Source organism: Micromonospora sp. NPDC049089, assembly GCF_040648775.1.
GTDB lineage: Bacteria > Actinomycetota > Actinomycetes > Mycobacteriales > Micromonosporaceae > Micromonospora.
Genome location: NZ_JBEZEH010000084.1, coordinates 1 through 16,461 on the forward strand (window position 1 = coordinate 1; position 16,461 = coordinate 16,461).

Sequence of the window (16,461 nt, forward strand, 5' to 3'; positions counted from 1 at the left end):
GAGGTGGATGACGCCAAGCGCGCGGGCGGGCTGACCGTCGACGTGCTCGGCCGCCGCCCACCTCGGGCCCGGGTTACCCACCGCCCGGCCCGTACCCGCCAGCGGGTCCGACACCGCCGGCCGGGCCGTACCCACCGGTCGGGCCGTACCCACCGGCGGGCCCGATGCCCGGTCAGCCGGCCGGGCCGGTACCGGGTCAGCCACCCGCGCCCTGGGGTCAGCAGCCTCCCGGCGGCTACGGGATGCCGCCCGTCGCGCCCGCGAAGAAAACCGGCCGCAACGTCGCTCTGATCATCACCGTGGTGGTGCTGCTCGTGCTCTGTCCGTGCCTCGGCCTGGCCGGATGGGCGGTCTGGAAGGTGGCCGACGCTGGCAGTGACGCGGCGCGTACCCCGTCGACGAGTGCGCCGGGCGTTCCACCCGCGCTGCCCAGCGACGCTCCGACGTCGGCCGCCCCGACTCCGGGCCCGGAGTTCGCCAGGGGTGACTGCGTGGTGAACGACGGCAGTGAGAGCGACGCGGAGCTCCGTAAGGTGCCCTGCGGCCCGAACACCTATCAGGTGCTGCTGCGGATTCCGGCGACCACCGACGGTGACCGGTGCGAGATGCTCGCGCCGCAGGCGACCGCGAACTATGTGCACGACAACTCGGTCGACCTGTTCGACTACGTGCTCTGTCTGAAGGAGCGCTAAAGCCTGTTGCCAAAACTAGGGCTGTCTAGCGTGGATGCTAGACAGCCCTAGTTTGTGGTCGACGGTCTCGACACGCCGGTAGCCCCATCTATCCATGTCTAGCCTCGCAGCTAGACGGCCCGATAATCTGCGATGCGTGGATCCGGTCCGCAACCCGTACGCGCCAGGCGCCGGTCAGCGTCCGCCCGAACTTGCCGGGCGGGGGCGAGAGCTGGACGTCTTCGACATCGTGCTCGAGCGCATCGCCCGGGGCCGACCCGAGCGCAGCCTCATGCTCACCGGGCTACGGGGCGTCGGCAAGACGGTTCTGCTCAACACGCTCCGGTCGCAGGCGATCAACCGGCTCTGGGGCAGCGGCAAGATCGAGGCCCGGCCGGACCAGTCGTTGCGCAGACCGGTCGCCGCCGCACTGCACATGGCCGTCCGGGAACTGGCCCCCCGACATCGCGCACCGGACCGCATCGACGCGTTCCTCGGCGTCCTCAAGGCGTTCGCCCAGCGGTCCAACCCGACCGGCCGGGCCGGCGCCGCCACCAAGCTGCGCGACCGGTGGCAGCCCGGCATCGACGTGCCGGCCGCCAGCGGTCGGGCCGACTCCGGCGACATCGAGATCGACCTGGTCGAACTGTTCAGTGACGCCGCCGCCGTAGCCAGCGACGTCGGCACCGGCATCGCCATCTTCATCGACGAGATGCAGGATCTCGGCCCGGAGGACGTGTCGGCGCTCTGCGCCGCCTGCCACGAGCTGTCCCAGCTCGGCGCGCCGCTGATCGTCGTCGGCGCCGGCCTTCCGCACCTGCCGGCGGTGCTCAGCGCCGCCAAGTCGTACTCCGAACGGTTGTTCCGTTATCAACGCATCGACCGGCTCGACCGGATCGCCGCCGACCGGGCGCTCTGCGCGCCCGCCGAGCGCGAGGAGGTCGAGTACGAGCAGAAGGCGCTCGACCTGCTCTACGAGAAGTCCGGCGGCTATCCCTACTTCGTCCAGGCGTACGGCAAGGCCACCTGGGACCACGCCCCACGCTCGCCGATCACCGCCGCCGACGTGCGGGTGGCCGCTCCCGAGGCGGAGGCCGAGCTGGCGGTCGGGTTCTTCGGTTCCCGGTTCGAACGGGCCACTCCCGCCGAACGCGAGTACATGCGGGCGATGGCCATGATGTCCGCGGTCGAGGGCGAGCCCGGCGAGGTGGTCCGCGACGACATGGACGCCGCGGTGCCCACCGCGGAGATCGCCCGTGCCCTCGGCCGCAAGCCGGCCAGTCTGTCTCCGGCCCGGGACGCGCTGATCAAGAAGGGGCTGATCTACTCCGGCGAGCGGGGCACTGTCGCCTTCACCGTCCCGCACTTCGGCCGGTACCTGCGGACGCAGCCGGCCTGAGGCCCGGTCAGACCTTCGACCAGGGGGCCGGGAAGAGCACCTCACCGCGAGGCGGAGGGCCCTCCTCGCTGGTGGACGGCGGCAGCACCAGCGCCTGCCAGGGCTCACCGAGGCCGGCCCAGGGGCTGGTCAGGCCCAGTTCACTCGCCGGGCCGAACCCGAACCTGCGGTAGAAGACCGGGGCACCGAGGACGACGACGAGCCGCTCGCCCAACTCGGTGGAGGCATCCAGGGCAGCCTGAACGACCGCCGTGCCGTGCCCGACACGCTGTCGGTGCGGCGCGACCGCCACCGGGCCGAGGGCCAGGACTGGCATGTCCGAGCCTCGCTCCGGCCGCAGCCGCACCCGGGTGAGCAGCGCGTAACCGACCACCTCACCGCCGTACTCGGCGACCATGGCCAACTCCGGCAACCAGGCGGTGGTGTCGCGCAGCTCCTCGACCAGGCTGACCTCCGGCGGCGTCGCCACGTCCGGGCGGGCGAAGGCGGCGGCCAGTACGCGGCGGACCGGGCCGGCGTCGGCCGGGTCCTCGGGGCGTAGCCGCAGCGTGGTCACCCGCGCGACGTTACCCGCCAGCGCCCGCCCATCCGTGACGGTCGCTTGACTCGGCGTGGCGCACGTGTACGAACACCAATCCGATCCTGCGGTTGACGGGGTAGCAAACGTCGCGAGGGGGTATGACTGATCCATGACGCCCGTACGTTCCCTCGCCCGCGCCATGCTGAGCGGCATCTTCGTGGTCAGCGGGTATCGCAACTTACGCGACCCCGGCCGGCTCGCGGTGGCCGCCAAACCGGTGACCGACAAGGTCGCGCCGATGCTGAAGAAGGCACACCCGAGCTTCCCCACCGAGACTGAGACGTTGATCCGGCTCAACGCGGCTGTGCAGGTCGGTGCCGGTCTGATGCTGGCCACCGGCCGGTTCAGCCGACCCGCGGCGCTGGTTCTGGCCGGCACGCTGGTGCCGGTGACAGTCGCCGGGCATCCCTTCTGGAACAACGACGACCCGATCGCCAAGAACAACAACCAGATTCATGCCCTGAAGAACCTCGGGCTCCTCGGCGGTCTACTCCTCGCCGCCGCGGACACCGGCGGCAAGCCGGGTCTGCGGTGGCGGACGGGCCATCGCATCGGTCACTCTCGACGTTCCATGCAACGCGCCGTCCGAACCGCCCGCCGCGAGGCCCGGATCGCCGTCCGCTCCGCGTCCACCGCACGTCGACTCCCCGGCTGACCTGCGTCGATCCGTCTCCGTCTCACCCCCACCCCTCGCTAAGGCCGCGAATTACCTGAACCACCCGGTAGGCGTTAACGCGGTGGAAATGTCAAAAACATGTGTGGGATCGGACACGGTCGCATAACGCGGGAGGCACTGACGTGAGGCGCCGTTCTAGGCTCCGTGCAGGACCTGGACGGGTAGGACGACCTTGGTACGGGGGTGGCCACGCCATGCCGACGGATGTCGGTAGACGGGCGGACCGCCTCGCCCCAATCCAACGTGTGACACGCGGGATCGATCGCGTGGCTCGCGGGATCGATCGCAGGAACGTCGTACGGGGGGCCATCGTGGCCGCCGTCGCCTATGCCGCATGGCTTGCCATCGGCGCCTTCGGGCGGCCGTACAACTTCTTCGACATGAAGATCTACCACGGTGCCGTGGTGTGGTGGGCGAGCGGTCACGAGCTCTATGAGTTCATCGCGCCCGAAACCACACTCGGGTTCACCTACCCGCCCTTCGCCGGGCTGGTCATGCTGCCGATGGCGCAGCTACCGATCGGCGCGGCCGGCCTGGTCAACGCCGCCGCCAGCATCGCCGCCCTGGCGCTGGTGCTGGCCGGGCTGCTCCGACCCATCGTGGACCGACTGGGATGGCCACTGTGGTTCACGGTGGCCCTGGCGGTGCCGCTCGCGGTCGCCATCGAGCCAGGTCGGGAGACGCTCGGGTACGGCCAGGTCAACATCCTGCTGTTCGCCTTGATCATGGCTGACCTGATCGGCCTTCGCTGGCGGTCCCGCCGGGGCACCCACTACGCCGCCACCGACGGGCCGCTGCTGCGCTTCATCTACGGCGGGGCCTGGGCAGGGGCCGGTATCGGCCTCGCCACGGCGGTCAAGCTCACCCCGGCGCTGTTCATCGCCTACCTGCTGATCACCCGTCAGTGGCGGGTGGCGGCCACCGCCATCGGCACGACGATCGGCGTGACGTTGGGGACCTTCGCGATCGTCGGGGACGAGTCGCGGACCTACTTCGGCAGCGTGCTGTGGCAGACCGAACGCGTCGGCGCGGCGGACATGACGCCCAACCAGTCCCTCGCCGGCCTGCTTGCCCGGCTGTACGACTCGATCGAGACCCCGGGGCTGCTGTGGCTCGCCTTCTCGGTGCTGGTCCTGGCGCTGGGCCTGTCCCGGGCGGCCAGTTCCCGCGCCGACGGTGACGAGTTGACCGCCTTCACGTTGGTGGGTCTCACCGCAAACGTGATCAGCCCGATCTCCTGGACGCACCACCTGGTCTGGGTGATCCCGGCGATCATCGTGCTGGCCGACGCCGCAGTGCGTCGCCGTGAGGCGAGCCGGGGGATGCCGCAGCGCACCGGCCAGGGGCCGGTGTTCGGCGGTCTACCCGGTGTCAACGGGCTCCGCCCGCCGATCTGGTACCCGACGCTGACCGGGCTCCGCCACGGCTTCGCCGCGATCGGGCTCTACCTACTCTTCCTAATCTCCCCGATCTGGCCGTACGAACACCAACTGCCGGAGATGTCGCACTACCAGGACGGTCTGTTCGGGGCGCTGATGGAGAACTCGCTCGCGCTCGCGCTGATCGTCCTGGTCGCCGCGCTGCCCTGGCGCCCCGGCGCGGAGCCGGCGTTCTACGGCGACCGGCTCGCCCGGGCCGTGGTGGTCAACGGCCGCCGCTGAGCGTCAGGGGCAGTTGACCCATTCCTCGGTGCCGTCGGTGAAGACCTGCCGCTTCCAGATCGGCAGTCGCGCCTTGACCTCGTCGACCAGCCGGGCGCAGGCCGCGAAGGCCGCCGCCCGATGCGCGGTGCTCACCGCGGCGACGAGCGCGACGTCACCGATCGCCAGGGGGCCGACCCGGTGCGAGACCGCCACCGCGTAGACGTCGGGCTCTGCGGCGATCTCGGCGGCCACCTCGCGCAGCACCTGTGCGGCGCTCGGGTGTCCCTCGTACTCCAGGCTGGTGACCTGGCGTCCGTGGTCGTGGTCGCGGACCACGCCCTGGAACGACACCACGGCGCCGGCCCGGCGGTCGGCGACCGCCGCCTCGTGCGTGGCGAGATCGAGCGGCTGGTCGGTGACCTCGCCGAAGGTGATCGCTGGTGCGGTCACGACGCACGCTCCCCGGGAAACAACGGCAGTGGCACGATCGGCACCCGGTCGCCCGGCTCACCGCGGGTGCCGGGTCGGATGACCGCGAACCCGTCCGCGCCGGCCAGGCCCCGCAGCATCGCCGAGCCGACGTGACGGACCGGGAACGCGACGCCGGCGGACCGGTCCAGTCGGACCAACGCCAGGTGGGTGTGGTCACCGCGACCGGGCACCGCCTCGGCCAACGTGACCTGCGGCAGCACCGGCATCGATCGGCCCTGGAGGCCGGCGAGCAGCGGGGCGACCAACGACACCAGCGCGACGATGGCGGACTGCGGGTTGCCGGGCAGCCCGGCCACGAACCGGGCTCGCCCGTCGGGGCCGGTCAGCCGGGCCAGCAGCATCGGGAAGCCCGGGCGAACCGCCACCGTGTTGACGACGTAGTCGGCGCCGAGCGCCTCCAGGGTCGGGTGCAGGTGGTCGACCGGACCGTTCATCGTGCCGCCGGTGGTGCAGACCAGATCGGCGTGGCCCAGCGCCGAGCGTAGGGCCGCCACGTGCGCGGGCAGCGTGTCGGCCACCGGGCCGACCACGTCGGACGGGCGGACATGGCAGCCGTAGCGCCGCAGCCAGGCCGGCACCGCGGGGCCCAGCGCGTCGCGGATGCGACCGGCCGCGGGCGGACCCGCTGTCAGCAGCTCGTCGCCGAAGACCAGCAGCGCGGCGCGCGGCACCCGCCGGACCCGCAGCGTGTCGTGCCCGCAGGCGGCGGCCAGGCCGATCACCGCCGGGTCGACCGGCGTGCCGACCGGCAACAACTCCTCATCGGCGTACGCCTCCTCGCCGGGCTTCCGCCATTCGGGCGTCTCCCGGGGAACGCCGCTGATCAGGCCGGTGGTGGATGCGGCGGACTCCTCGACGCGGAGCACGGCGGTGGCGCCCTCGGGCACCATCGCGCCGGTCGCGATCTCGACAGTGGTGTCGTCCTCGGTGAGCGGCGCGGGGGTGCTGCCGGCCAGGACCCGGCCGACCACGCGCCACGGCCCACTGCCGCGCACCGCCCAGCCGTCCACGCTGGAGGTCGGGAACGCCGGCAGGTCGGTGCGGGTGGTCAACGGCTCGGCCAGTGTCGACCCGTCGGTGTCGGCAAGTGGTCGGGCGGCGGCGGGCAGCGCGGCGGCCAGACCGACCGCGTAGACCCGCGAACGGGCTTCTTCCCACCCGGCTGGCGGGGGTGCGGTGACCCGATCCGCGGTGGGTGCGGTTTCCGTGCTCACCGACCGAGCCTATCGGCCCGGACCGACACCCGCCCGGGCCTGGCGCGCACCGGTCAGTGCTCGCCGCGGAGCGGTCAGTGGTCCCGTCGTGCGGAGCGGTCAGTGGTCTCCGCCGCGGAGCTGGTCGACGGTGTGGCCGAGGATCGGCCCGAGAACGGCCAGGCCATCCCGGGCACCGCCGGTCGAGCCGGGCAGATTGACCACCAGCATCCGACCGATGACCCCGGCCAGGCCCCGGGACAGCACCGACGTCGGCACGCGGTCACGACTGTGCGCCCGGATCGCCTCGGCGACGCCAGGGATCTCGTAATCCAGGAGGCCCCGCGTCACGTCCGGGGTCCGATCCGTCGGGGTCACTCCGGTGCCGCCGCTGGTCAGCACCACGTCGACACCGTCGGCGCGGGCGGCCCGCAGAGCCTCGCCGACCGGCTCGCCGTCGGGCACCACCACCGGGTCGTCGACCTGGCAGCCCAGCTCACGCAACCCGGCGACGAGCAGCGGCCCGCTGGTGTCGGCGTAGACACCGGCCGCAGCCCGGTTGGAAGCGACGATCACCCGAGCCCGGATCACGGCCGGTCCTCCGGCCGAACCCACTCGCCGGTCTTGCCGCCCTCCTTGCGCAGCACCCGGACCGCCTCCACCGAGGCCGCCGGGTCGACCGCCTTGACCATGTCGACCAGGGCGAGACCGGCGACAGCAACCGCCGTCAGTGCCTCCATCTCCACCCCCGTCCGGTCCGCCGTGCGGGCGGTGGCCGTGATCTCCACGGTGTCGGCGGTCAGCCGCAGGTCGACGGTGACAGCGTGCAGCGCGATCGGGTGGCAGAGCGGAATCAGGTCAGGAGTGCGCTTCGCCCCCATGATCCCGGCCAGCCGCCCGACGGCCAACGCGTCACCCTTGGGCAGCCCGTCGCGATGCAACAGGTCGATGACCTCGGGCGTGGTCCGCAGACGGCCGGCCGCGACGGCCAACCGACCCGTCACCGCCTTGGCGGAGACGTCGACCATGCGGGCCGCGCCGGCGCGATCGACGTGGCTGAGCTGCGCGGGTTCGGTCACGGTCGTGAGCCTATCGGTGTGGTCCGACGGCGGTCGGAAGGAGCGGCGTCACGCTGGCGACCGCACCGGGTGCTGACGGCGCAACGGCCCCGACGCCACTCCTCCCTCACCAGCCCGTCGCCGAGGTCGCTGGGGGGACCCGGCAGCGGGCGTGTGCCGACGACCCGGTTCTGCCCCTGGGCAGAACCTCCCCCGTTCGTCGATACGGCCGGTAAGTTACCGGGCCTGCCGATAAGAAATCGATAAGCGCCGCTCAGGCTGGTCAGCGCTCCGCGACCACTGCCGCCCCGGTCAACTCGGCGAGGCGACGTTCGGCTTCGAAGCGCTCCGGCACTTCCATCCGCCGGAAGATGGCCAACGCCCGCTCCCAGTGCCGCCGCGCCTCGGCCGGGTCGGTGCGGGCGAAGTGTTCGGCGAGCCCGGCCAACGCTCGACCCTGCTCGTGCGGATGCGCGATCCGAGTGGCCAGCCGCAACGCCTCCTGGTGCACCTCGAACGCCTCGCCGCGCCGCCCCTGCGCCAGCAGGGTGCGGCCGAGTTCGTTGAGCGCAGCCGCCTCGACGTGTCGCTCCCCCGAACCGATCGACAGCTTCCGAGCCAACTCGTGCTCCTGCTGGGCCTCCACCAGTCGACCCAGACCCCGATAGGCGATCCCGAGGTCGTTGCGCACCTCAGCCTCGGCGTATCGGTGGCCGGTGCGATCACGGAGGGCCAACGAGGCCAGGAGTATTCGGATCGCCTGCGGCAGATCGCCCATCCGGACCCGCACGGCGCCGATATGGCTGAGGGCGTTGAGTGTGTGGAAGACGTCGGAGTTCGTCCGGGCCCACGCCAGGTGCAGGCGATGCAGGCGCAACGCCTCCTCGTAGCGCCCCAGTGAGGTGAGTGCCATGCCGAGGTTCGGCAGCGCCATCGGCACCTTGGCTTTGCCGTATCCCTTGTAGTCACGCAGGTGCTCAAAACCAACCGTAACCGCTCCGGTCAGGTTGCCGCTCCAGTAGTAGACAGCAGCGAGATTGGCGCGGTACCGCGCGGTTCTGAGCACGTCCCGCGAGTTTTCGGAGAGGGCGACAGCGCGGGTCAGATGGTGCAGTGCTTCCCGGTTGTCGCCAGTCCGGATATATCCGGAAGCGAGGTAGTTGTTCATCAATGCCGTTGCACCGACGTCCCCGGATGCTTCCGCTGCGGTCAGCGCGTGCCGGTGGGTCGTGATGATGTCTTCGAAGTATCCGCGGATGTAACAGAATCGCCAGAGGGCACGGGCCAGCCGCCACGAGTGCTCGTGGAAGCCCTCATCGCGCGCTGCCCCCACCATCGTCACCAGGTCCGTCCGCTCCGCTTCCAACCAGTCAGTTGTGGGCTCCCCGATAGCGTCGACCAACTCAGGTCGCCCGAACGGGACATGTGTGACGCGAGATTCCAGGTCGTTGAGCTCCAGCGTCTTGGCGACCCTCAACGCAACCGCCAGAGTGAAGTCGAACAGGTGAGCCAGCCCGGCCTTTCGGTCGCTCACAGAGTCGGTACGCGAACACAGCTCGATGGAGTAATGCCGCATGAGGTCGTGCAGTCGATATCGCGTCGAGTCCACGTCCTCCACCAGGTTCCTGTCGACGAGGTCGTCGAGCGCCGCGCGAGCATCCGTGATCGTCAGCCCGGTCAGCGCGGCGACTGCCGGCGTACTGAAGCGACTACCGGGATACAGGCCCAGGAATCGGAAGACACGCTTGGTCGAACTCGCAAGCGGCTCATAGGAAGCGGCGAAGGCCCCGGTGACAGTGTTCTCCTCCTGAGCCAGGTAGTGCAGCGCCGGAGCATCGCCAGCCATCTGCTCGGCAAGGTCCGCCAACCGCCAGCCGCGCCGGTGCGCCAGCCGCGCACCGGCCAGCCGGATCGCCAGTGGAAGATACCCGCACCGACGCACCACCTCGGCGGCCGCCTCCGACTCGGCCTCAACCCTGTCCCGACCGATGCTCAGGCTGAGGAGATCCACGCTCTCCCGTGGGTTCAGGAGCGGCAGCGTCTGCGAGGGCCCGACATCCAGGTGAGACAGACGACGCCGCGAGGTAACCAGCACGACGGTGGTCGGCTCGGCCGGAAGCAGGGGCATGATCTGCTCGCTGCTCGCCGCGTTGTCGAGCACCACCACTGACCGCCGGAGGGCCAGTTCCTGTCGCCACAACTCCACCCTGTCGTCGAACTCCACTGGTACACGACCAGCCGGAACGCCCAACTGTCGAAGCAGGGTGACCAGGGCACTCGCCGGCTCAACGCGGTTTTTCTCACCGTGCCCGCACAGGTCGATGAAGAGCGCGGCGTCCGGGTAGCGATCGGACAGCCGACGGGCGAGGTGCACGGCAAGAGTCGTCTTCCCGCTGCCCGCCATGCCGTCGATGATGTGCACGGCCGGCACCCGCGCCTCGACCCGCAAGGTCTCCGCCAGCAGCCGCGACACCACGTCCTCCCGGCCGACGAAGTCGGTGACAGCTCGGGGGAGGTGATCCACCAGGTCGGGCCGAGGTGCTGTCTCAGCGATCAGGGCACCGACTGTGGGAGTCGGGTTCGGGAAACGGCGGGCGCTCTGGCCGGCCGGACGGGACGCGGCGCGGCCTGCCGGTCGCGGGGGTGGCGCCGCCGAAACGATCGTGCGATGAAGAGCCTGAAGGTCGGAACCCGGGAGGACGCCGAGCTCGGCCATCAGCTTCGCCCGAACCTCGTCGTACGTGAGGAGCGCGCCCGCGTGGTCGCCACGCTCGTGCAGCGCCCGTCCGAGGAGGACGTACGCCGGTTCCCGGAGGGGATGACGGGCGATGGCGTCCCGTAACAGGGGGATCGCCAGGTCGCCGCGCCCCGCTCTGAGCTGCGCGTCGGCAAGGAGTTCCACGGCCAGCAGACGCTCCTCCTCGGCGGCCACCACGCGTGCGCCGAGCACCGGCCCGAGCGATATGCCGGCGAGCATCGCACCCCGCCAACGCGCCACGGCGGACCCCAACCGTTCCAGGGCGCTGTCGACGTGACCGACTATCAGGGCTTCGCGGCCCGCGGCGCACTCCTTCTCGAAGCGGAACACGTCGATGGCTTCCGGCCCAACGGTGAGGCGGTAGCCGCTCTGCTGCCTGACGATGACACCCCGACCAGACTCGTGAGCCTCGAAGGTACGGCGCAGATTGGCGGCGTAGGTCCGGACGTTCGCCACGGCAGAGCGCGGCGGGCCGTCTGGCCACAACTCGTCGACCAGGTCGTCGAGGGTCACCAGTTGCCCCGGTTGGACCGCGAGCATCGCGAAGACAGCCTGCTGTTTAGGCGTACCCAGGTGCAGCTTGCGAGCCAGCAGTTGCACCGAGAGGCCACCCAGAAGTTGAATCTCCACCCGTCCCCCTGCTTCAGCGGGGTATTCAGCCGATCACGCAACGAAGCTTACGGGCACCCGGATGTAGACCTGACGCCAATCAAGCCGCCGATGCATACGCTCCTGCGGCCGCCCACTGCGACGCTGCCGATGAGTGCAATGCGAACATTGCAAGAACCATCTGCGCCCTCGGCGTTCTCGACCGCTGCGCAACAGGGAAAGAAGGAGCGAAAGCCCTCAACTACTTGTTCGGCACGAGCCGTCGGCTCCGGAGACTGGAACTGACCAGGGCGGTGCCACCATCATCAATGTTCCACTGCGAAGGGGAGCCAGGCTGAAGCTGGCGAGCGGTTGACCGAATCGGCGGATGAGTTGCGGCATCCCGACGGCCACACTGAGGGCGCGGTCCAATCAGTCGCCGCGGCTCGCGACATTCCGCAACGGACCGGATGCAACAGGCAAGCATCCCAGCGCTCTCCGCACCGGAACGCAAACAGAATGTCACTTATCCGTACAGGATTAACTAATGTTGAGGATAACGACATTTATCGTCCCTAACTAGGGCTAACCCCATTTAAGCTCCATTCGTAGAGGGTCGGCGCCAACAGAGCCCGACACCGTACGAAGGAGAGGGTGGGTGAAATGCGCGGAAACGAGTGGGGCTGACATCGATGCGGGACTTCCGCAACGCCCGGCGATATGGTTACGAGTACGACAGGCGAGGTAATCCAGGAGTTGCGTGGCCTCTTCACAACGACGCGATGACGGGACCGATCGACGGCTACGGCTGATCGTCGGTCTCCTCGTCGTTGCGGCCACGATCGTTGCTCTCGCCTCCCTGAGAATGACCTTCCCCGCGGCTGAGGCTCCGACACCCGACGTAGCGACCCTGGTCACGCTGACCGCCATGATCGCCTTGGGTGCGTTCGTCAAGACCCGCGTACGTGTGCGGTCCACGGTGCACCTGATCAGTTGGAGCGAGGCGGCGATCGTCATCGCGGCTGCCATTGCCCCCGTTCCGTGGGTGGTCCTCTGCACCTGCATCGGCATCACCATCGCCTCGGCCCGTCTTCCACCCATCAAGCTGGCCTTCGGCGTCGGCAAGAACATCCTCGTCGCGGCCGGGGCCGGCACCGCCTTCGCGCTGCTCGGTTGGACCTGGCCCGCCATGCAGGCCCCACAGCTGGTCGGGATCCTGGCGGTCGCCTACCTTGTCGCTGCCCTCCTCGACGAACTGCTGGCGATCCCCGTGATCGCGCTCGCCTCCGGCACCAGAATCTCGACCCAGTTCCGCAGCAACCTGGATCTTCGCCTGGCCGGCTACGCGGTCCGGTTCGTGGTGGCGGCCCTGACCCTGCTCACCCTCCAGATGGACCCTCGGCTCCTGCTCGCCGTGCCACCCCTGGTCCTGAGCCTGCACCTGGCCTACTCCGCGCGCATCCGCGGCCGCACCGAGCAACAGGCGTGGCAGCGGCTTGCCCGCACCACCGACGCGCTCAACGTGGTCGACCTCGACGACGTCCTCACCACCGCCGTCACCCAGGCCGCCGAGCTGTTCTCCGCCGACGAGGTCGAGATCGAGCTGAGCGACGGCAGCCGCACCGTACGCGGCGGCACCGGCGGCATCACCTTCGACGGCCCTCCCGGCACGCCCACCGACGTGGACGGCACGGTCGTCCCGGCACCGCTGGAAGGCCATGACCGGACAGTCGACGTCGGCATGCTTCGACTGCGTTTCCGCGGCCCGGTGCAGCTCTCCGAACGGGAGCAGTACACCCTGCGCACCTTCGCCTCCGCTCTCTGCACCGCCGTCCGCAACGCCCAGGCGTACGCCGAACTGGCCCGGGTCGCCGACGAGCACGCGTACGCGGCCTCGCACGACGCGCTGACCGGCCTGGCCAACCGCCGGCACCTCCTCGACGAGGGCACCGAACAGTTGAGCACCCGCCATGCCGAAGGGGTGACCGCGCTGGTGCTGATCGACCTCAACCACTTCAAGGAGGTCAACGACACGCTCGGGCACGCCGCCGGCGATCAGGTGCTGGTGCAGGTGGCCGACCGGCTGCGGGGTGCGGCCCAGCCGAGCGACCTGGTGGCCCGCCTCGGCGGCGACGAGTTCGCCGTACTCATGCGTGGTCTGCCGGCCCCGGCGGTCGCCGCGCACCGGGCCGAGACGCTGCTCGCCGCCCTGCACGAGCCGTTCGAGTTGGACGGCATGCGCATCAGCGTCGAAGCCAGCGGCGGCATCTCCGCCGCCCCGTCCAACGGCGGCATGGCCGAGTTGCTGCGCCGCGCCGACGTGGCCATGTACCAGGCGAAGCGAGCCGGGCAGCGGATCTCCACGTACGCCCCGACCCGCGACACCGCCGACCTCGGGCGCCTCACCCTCGGCGGTGACCTGCCGCGCGCGGTCGCCGACCACGAATTCGTCGTCAACTTCCAACCGATCGTCGACCTGGGCACCGGTGAGGTGACCAGCGCCGAGGCCCTGGCCCGCTGGCACCACCCCACCCACGGCCTGATCGACCCACTGCGGTTCCTGGAGGCGGTGGAACGGTCCGGCCTGCTACCTGCCTTCGCCGAAGCGATCCTCGACCAGGCGCTGATCGCGGCGGTGAGTTGGCACGACGCCGGCTTCGACGTACCGGTCGCGGTCAACGTGTCCCCGCGCAGCCTTCTCGACGCGCGGTTCCCCGGCTCGGTGCTGGCTCGCCTCCGCGCCCACGACCTACCACCGGACCGGCTGGTCCTGGAGTTGACCGAGACGCTGACCCTCAGCCAACTCGACGTGGTCGACCGGGTGCTCAGCCGACTACGCGACGAGGGCGTCCGGTTGGCGTTGGACGACTTCGGCACCGGCTACTCCTCACTCTCGCTGCTCTCCCGAATCCCGGTTCACGAGCTGAAGATCGACCGGAGTTTCGTGACGACGATGGAGAGTTCGGCGGAGGCCGCCGCCGTCATCCGCTCCACCCTCGACCTGGGTCGCAGCCTCGACCTGGACGTGGTGGCCGAGGGGGTGGAGAGCGAGCCGCAGCGTCGGGCCCTCTGGGAGTTGGGCTGCGTCGCCGGCCAGGGGCACCTGTTCGCCCGGCCGATGCCGTCCGGGACCCTGCTCGCGGCGATGCAGCGCGGCTCGGGCGGCCGACCGGGCGCCCTCGCCGCGCCGCTGCACGACACCGGGGCGGTGATCCGGTTGAGCCAGAACCGCCGCCAGGCCGGCCGCTCCAGGCCCGACCGCCTGCCACACCTGCCCGCCTGAGCAGGCATCGGCCCGCTGCGTGGGCAGCCCGGTCTGCCAGACTGTCGCGCGTGATCGTCGACGACCCGACCGCCCACCGCAGTCGCTGGCACTGGCGCACTCTCGACAACGCCGCCGGCGGGCTCGCCCTCGACCTGGGCCTCTACGCCGTGTCTGCCACCTTCGCGGCGATCACCGCTGTCACGTCCACCCTGCTGCCGCACCGCGCCTGGGGCGCGGTCGCCGCCGTCGGCTACCTGCTCGCGACGCTGACGGTGATCGCCCAACTTCTGCTGCGTCGACGCTTTCCAACCTCCCGGCTGACTGGTCTGCCGGCCCGCTGGGCGGTCACCGGTCTCGCCTGGGCCGCCACCACACTGCTGCCCCTGGCCTGGCAGAGCATTGACCGGGCCGGTGGGCGCACCGACCGGGCCCAGGAGGAGGTGCTGGTCGTGGAGCAGGCCGGCATCCGCCTCCTGGAACACGGCACGCCGTACCTCGGACCGGACGCCATCGCCGCCCTGCCACCGGGCGAGCAACTGATGGGCTACACCCCGTACCAGCCTGGCATGGCGATGTTCGGCCTGCCCAGGGCGCTGCTCGACACCTGGTGGACCGACTCCCGGGTCTGGTTCGCGGTGGGCACCGCGCTGGCGCTCGCCCTGGCCGTGGCCGCCCTGCGCCGAACACCGGCCACCACGGACGAGGCCACCCCCGGCCAGGCCACCACCAGCGAGGCCACCAACGACGCGACCCGCCGACGGGACGCCGCCCTGCTGCGCGGTGTGCAGGCCGCCACCGTACTGCCGATCTGTGCCCTCACCCTCGCCACCGGCGGTGACGACCTACCCGTACTCGCGCTCTGCCTGCTGGCCCTCGCGTTCGCCGCCGCCGACCGGCCCGGCCGGGCCGGCGTCGCGGTCGGACTCGCCGGCGCGCTGAAGTTGTTCGCCTGGCCGGTCGCCCTGGTCCTGATCGTCTGGGGTCTGACCCGACGCGCCGGCACCCGGGTCGCCGTCGGCGCGATCGGGCTGCCCGTCGCCGCACTACTGCCGGCGCTGCTGGTGGACCGCGACGCCCTCACCGAGAACGTGCTGCGCTTCCCCCTCGGCCACGGGCTGGTCACCAGCCCCGCGCAGTCCCCGTTCCCCGGCTACCTGATCGCCAACGCGCTACCCGCGGGCCGGTTGGTCGCCGCCGGGCTGCTGATCGCCGCCGGACTGGCCATCGCCGTCCGGCTCGCCCGCCGCCCGCCCCGCACCGCCGCCGCCACCGCGCTGATCTGCGGGTACGGGCTGCTCGCCGCGATCGCCCTGATGCCGACCACCCGCTTCGGCTACCTGCTGTACCCGTTGGCCCTGCTGACCTGGGCCCCCGCCCTGCACCGCCCGGTCGACACACCGACCGCCACAGTTGCCGACGAACCCTCCGGTCGGAGCACTTCGGCCTAACTTCCGGGCGGAACGGCGCGTCAGGGCGTAGACCTGAAGGCATGACCACGTACCGCGACCGGGCCGACGCCGGCCGGGTGCTCTCCGAACGGCTCACCGCGCTCATCGGCGAACCGGAAGTCGTCGTCCTCGGCCTCGTCCGAGGCGGCCTGCCGGTCGCCCGGGTCGTCGCCGAACGGCTCGGCGCACCACTCGACGTGCTTGTCGTCCGCAAGCTCGGCGTGCCGTGGGCCCGGGAGGTCGCCTTCGGCGCACTCGGGCCGGGCGGTGTCCAGGTGCTCAACGACCCGGTGGCCAGCCGACTCAGCAACGACGACATCGCCGAGGTCCGTCACCGGGAGCAGGCCGAACTGGAGCGCCGGGAACGGCTCTACCGGGGCGACCGCCCACAGGTGGACCTCACCGGGCGGACCGCGGTGATCGTCGACGACGGCCTCGCCACCGGGGCGACCGCCCGCGTCGCCGTCGAGGTCGTCCGCCAACTCGGGGCACACCGCGTCGTGGTCGCGGTCCCGGTCGGCGCGCAGGAGGCGTACGAACTGCTCTCCGCCGAGGCCGACCAGGTCGTCTGCGCCCAACGCCCCGCGGACTTCGGGGCGGTCAGCGCCTACTACGACGACTTCCACGAGGTGACCGACGAAGAAGTCACCGAGGCGCTCACAGCAACTGCATAGGTCCACCAGGTACCGT

General features: G+C 70.8%; 13 protein-coding genes. 7 read left to right on the forward strand and 6 right to left on the reverse strand.

All coding sequences use genetic code 11. The annotated features are described in order from the left end of the window. The first annotated feature begins 287 nt into the window (after positions 1 to 287). Both AB0B48_RS16400 and AB0B48_RS16405 read left to right on the forward strand, forming a co-directional pair. Positions 288 to 692 carry a hypothetical protein gene (locus tag AB0B48_RS16400; RefSeq protein ID WP_357201854.1) on the forward strand — a complete coding sequence of 135 codons (405 nt, stop codon included), beginning with the start codon at positions 288 to 290 and terminating at the stop codon, positions 690 to 692. A gap of 136 nt (positions 693 to 828) precedes the next feature. Then, positions 829 to 2,070, forward strand: a complete 1,242-nt coding sequence (locus AB0B48_RS16405) for an ATP-binding protein (protein ID WP_355583794.1) — start codon at positions 829 to 831, stop codon at positions 2,068 to 2,070. 7 nt (positions 2,071 to 2,077) lie between these two features. Here AB0B48_RS16405 and AB0B48_RS16410 read toward each other — a convergent pair whose 3' ends face one another. Beyond that, positions 2,078 to 2,626 carry an N-acetyltransferase gene (locus AB0B48_RS16410; RefSeq protein WP_357201808.1) on the reverse strand — a complete coding sequence of 183 codons (549 nt, stop codon included), beginning with the start codon at positions 2,624 to 2,626 and terminating at the stop codon, positions 2,078 to 2,080. Between the two features lie 133 nt (positions 2,627 to 2,759). Between AB0B48_RS16410 and AB0B48_RS16415 the strand changes: the two genes are divergently transcribed. Together AB0B48_RS16415 and AB0B48_RS16420 are read left to right on the forward strand one after the other, a co-directional pair. Further along, on the forward strand, positions 2,760 to 3,305 hold the full coding sequence (locus AB0B48_RS16415) for a DoxX family protein (protein WP_357201811.1): 546 nt from the start codon (positions 2,760 to 2,762) through the stop codon (positions 3,303 to 3,305). A gap of 215 nt (positions 3,306 to 3,520) precedes the next feature. Further along, positions 3,521 to 4,987 (forward strand): glycosyltransferase 87 family protein, encoded by a 1,467-nt coding sequence (locus tag AB0B48_RS16420; RefSeq protein ID WP_357201814.1) that lies wholly within the window; start codon positions 3,521 to 3,523, stop codon positions 4,985 to 4,987. 3 nt (positions 4,988 to 4,990) lie between these two features. On the opposite strand, the gene AB0B48_RS16425 is transcribed toward AB0B48_RS16420, so the two are convergent. From AB0B48_RS16425 to AB0B48_RS16445, 5 genes are all read right to left on the reverse strand, one after another. After that, positions 4,991 to 5,419, reverse strand: coding sequence for a molybdenum cofactor biosynthesis protein MoaE (locus AB0B48_RS16425; protein WP_130405760.1), 429 nt, complete (start codon positions 5,417 to 5,419; stop codon positions 4,991 to 4,993). Further along, on the reverse strand, positions 5,416 to 6,675 hold the full coding sequence (locus AB0B48_RS16430) for a molybdopterin molybdotransferase MoeA (protein ID WP_357201817.1): 1,260 nt from the start codon (positions 6,673 to 6,675) through the stop codon (positions 5,416 to 5,418). Before AB0B48_RS16430 ends, AB0B48_RS16425 begins: the two co-directional genes overlap by 4 nt. A gap of 99 nt (positions 6,676 to 6,774) precedes the next feature. After that, positions 6,775 to 7,245, reverse strand: coding sequence for a MogA/MoaB family molybdenum cofactor biosynthesis protein (locus AB0B48_RS16435; RefSeq protein WP_357201820.1), 471 nt, complete (start codon positions 7,243 to 7,245; stop codon positions 6,775 to 6,777). Then, on the reverse strand, positions 7,242 to 7,733 hold the full coding sequence (gene moaC, locus AB0B48_RS16440; protein ID WP_334500220.1) for a cyclic pyranopterin monophosphate synthase MoaC: 492 nt from the start codon (positions 7,731 to 7,733) through the stop codon (positions 7,242 to 7,244). Before moaC ends, AB0B48_RS16435 begins: the two co-directional genes overlap by 4 nt. A 262-nt stretch (positions 7,734 to 7,995) precedes the next feature. Further along, positions 7,996 to 11,100, reverse strand: a complete 3,105-nt coding sequence (locus AB0B48_RS16445; protein ID WP_357201824.1) for a BTAD domain-containing putative transcriptional regulator — start codon at positions 11,098 to 11,100, stop codon at positions 7,996 to 7,998. Positions 11,101 to 11,923: 823 nt separating this feature from the next. Here AB0B48_RS16445 and AB0B48_RS16450 point away from each other — a divergent pair. The 3 genes from AB0B48_RS16450 to AB0B48_RS16460 are packed head-to-tail and all read left to right on the forward strand — an operon-like array spanning position 11,924 to position 16,445. Next, positions 11,924 to 14,341: a bifunctional diguanylate cyclase/phosphodiesterase gene (locus AB0B48_RS16450; RefSeq protein WP_357201827.1), complete on the forward strand. Its 2,418-nt coding sequence runs from the start codon at positions 11,924 to 11,926 to the stop codon at positions 14,339 to 14,341. Positions 14,342 to 14,391: 50 nt separating this feature from the next. Beyond that, a complete protein-coding gene (locus AB0B48_RS16455) occupies positions 14,392 to 15,771 on the forward strand; it encodes a glycosyltransferase family 87 protein (RefSeq protein WP_357201829.1) in 1,380 nt (459 codons plus the stop codon). A 41-nt stretch (positions 15,772 to 15,812) separates the two neighbouring features. Further along, complete coding sequence (locus AB0B48_RS16460; protein ID WP_357201832.1) at positions 15,813 to 16,445, forward strand: phosphoribosyltransferase; 633 nt, start codon at positions 15,813 to 15,815, stop codon at positions 16,443 to 16,445. Positions 16,446 to 16,461: the final 16 nt, after the last annotated feature.

What these genes read in the sequence shown, in the direction of transcription:
- AB0B48_RS16415 (WP_357201811.1), top strand. Translation starts at nt 2,760, where the DNA reads ATGACGCCCGTACGTTCCCTCGCCCGCGCCATGCTGAGCGGCATCTTC.
- AB0B48_RS16460 (WP_357201832.1), top strand. Translation starts at nt 15,813, where the DNA reads ATGACCACGTACCGCGACCGGGCCGACGCCGGCCGGGTGCTCTCCGAA.
- AB0B48_RS16420 (WP_357201814.1), top strand. Translation starts at nt 3,521, where the DNA reads ATGCCGACGGATGTCGGTAGACGGGCGGACCGCCTCGCCCCAATCCAA.
- AB0B48_RS16450 (WP_357201827.1), top strand. Translation starts at nt 11,924, where the DNA reads ATGACCTTCCCCGCGGCTGAGGCTCCGACACCCGACGTAGCGACCCTG.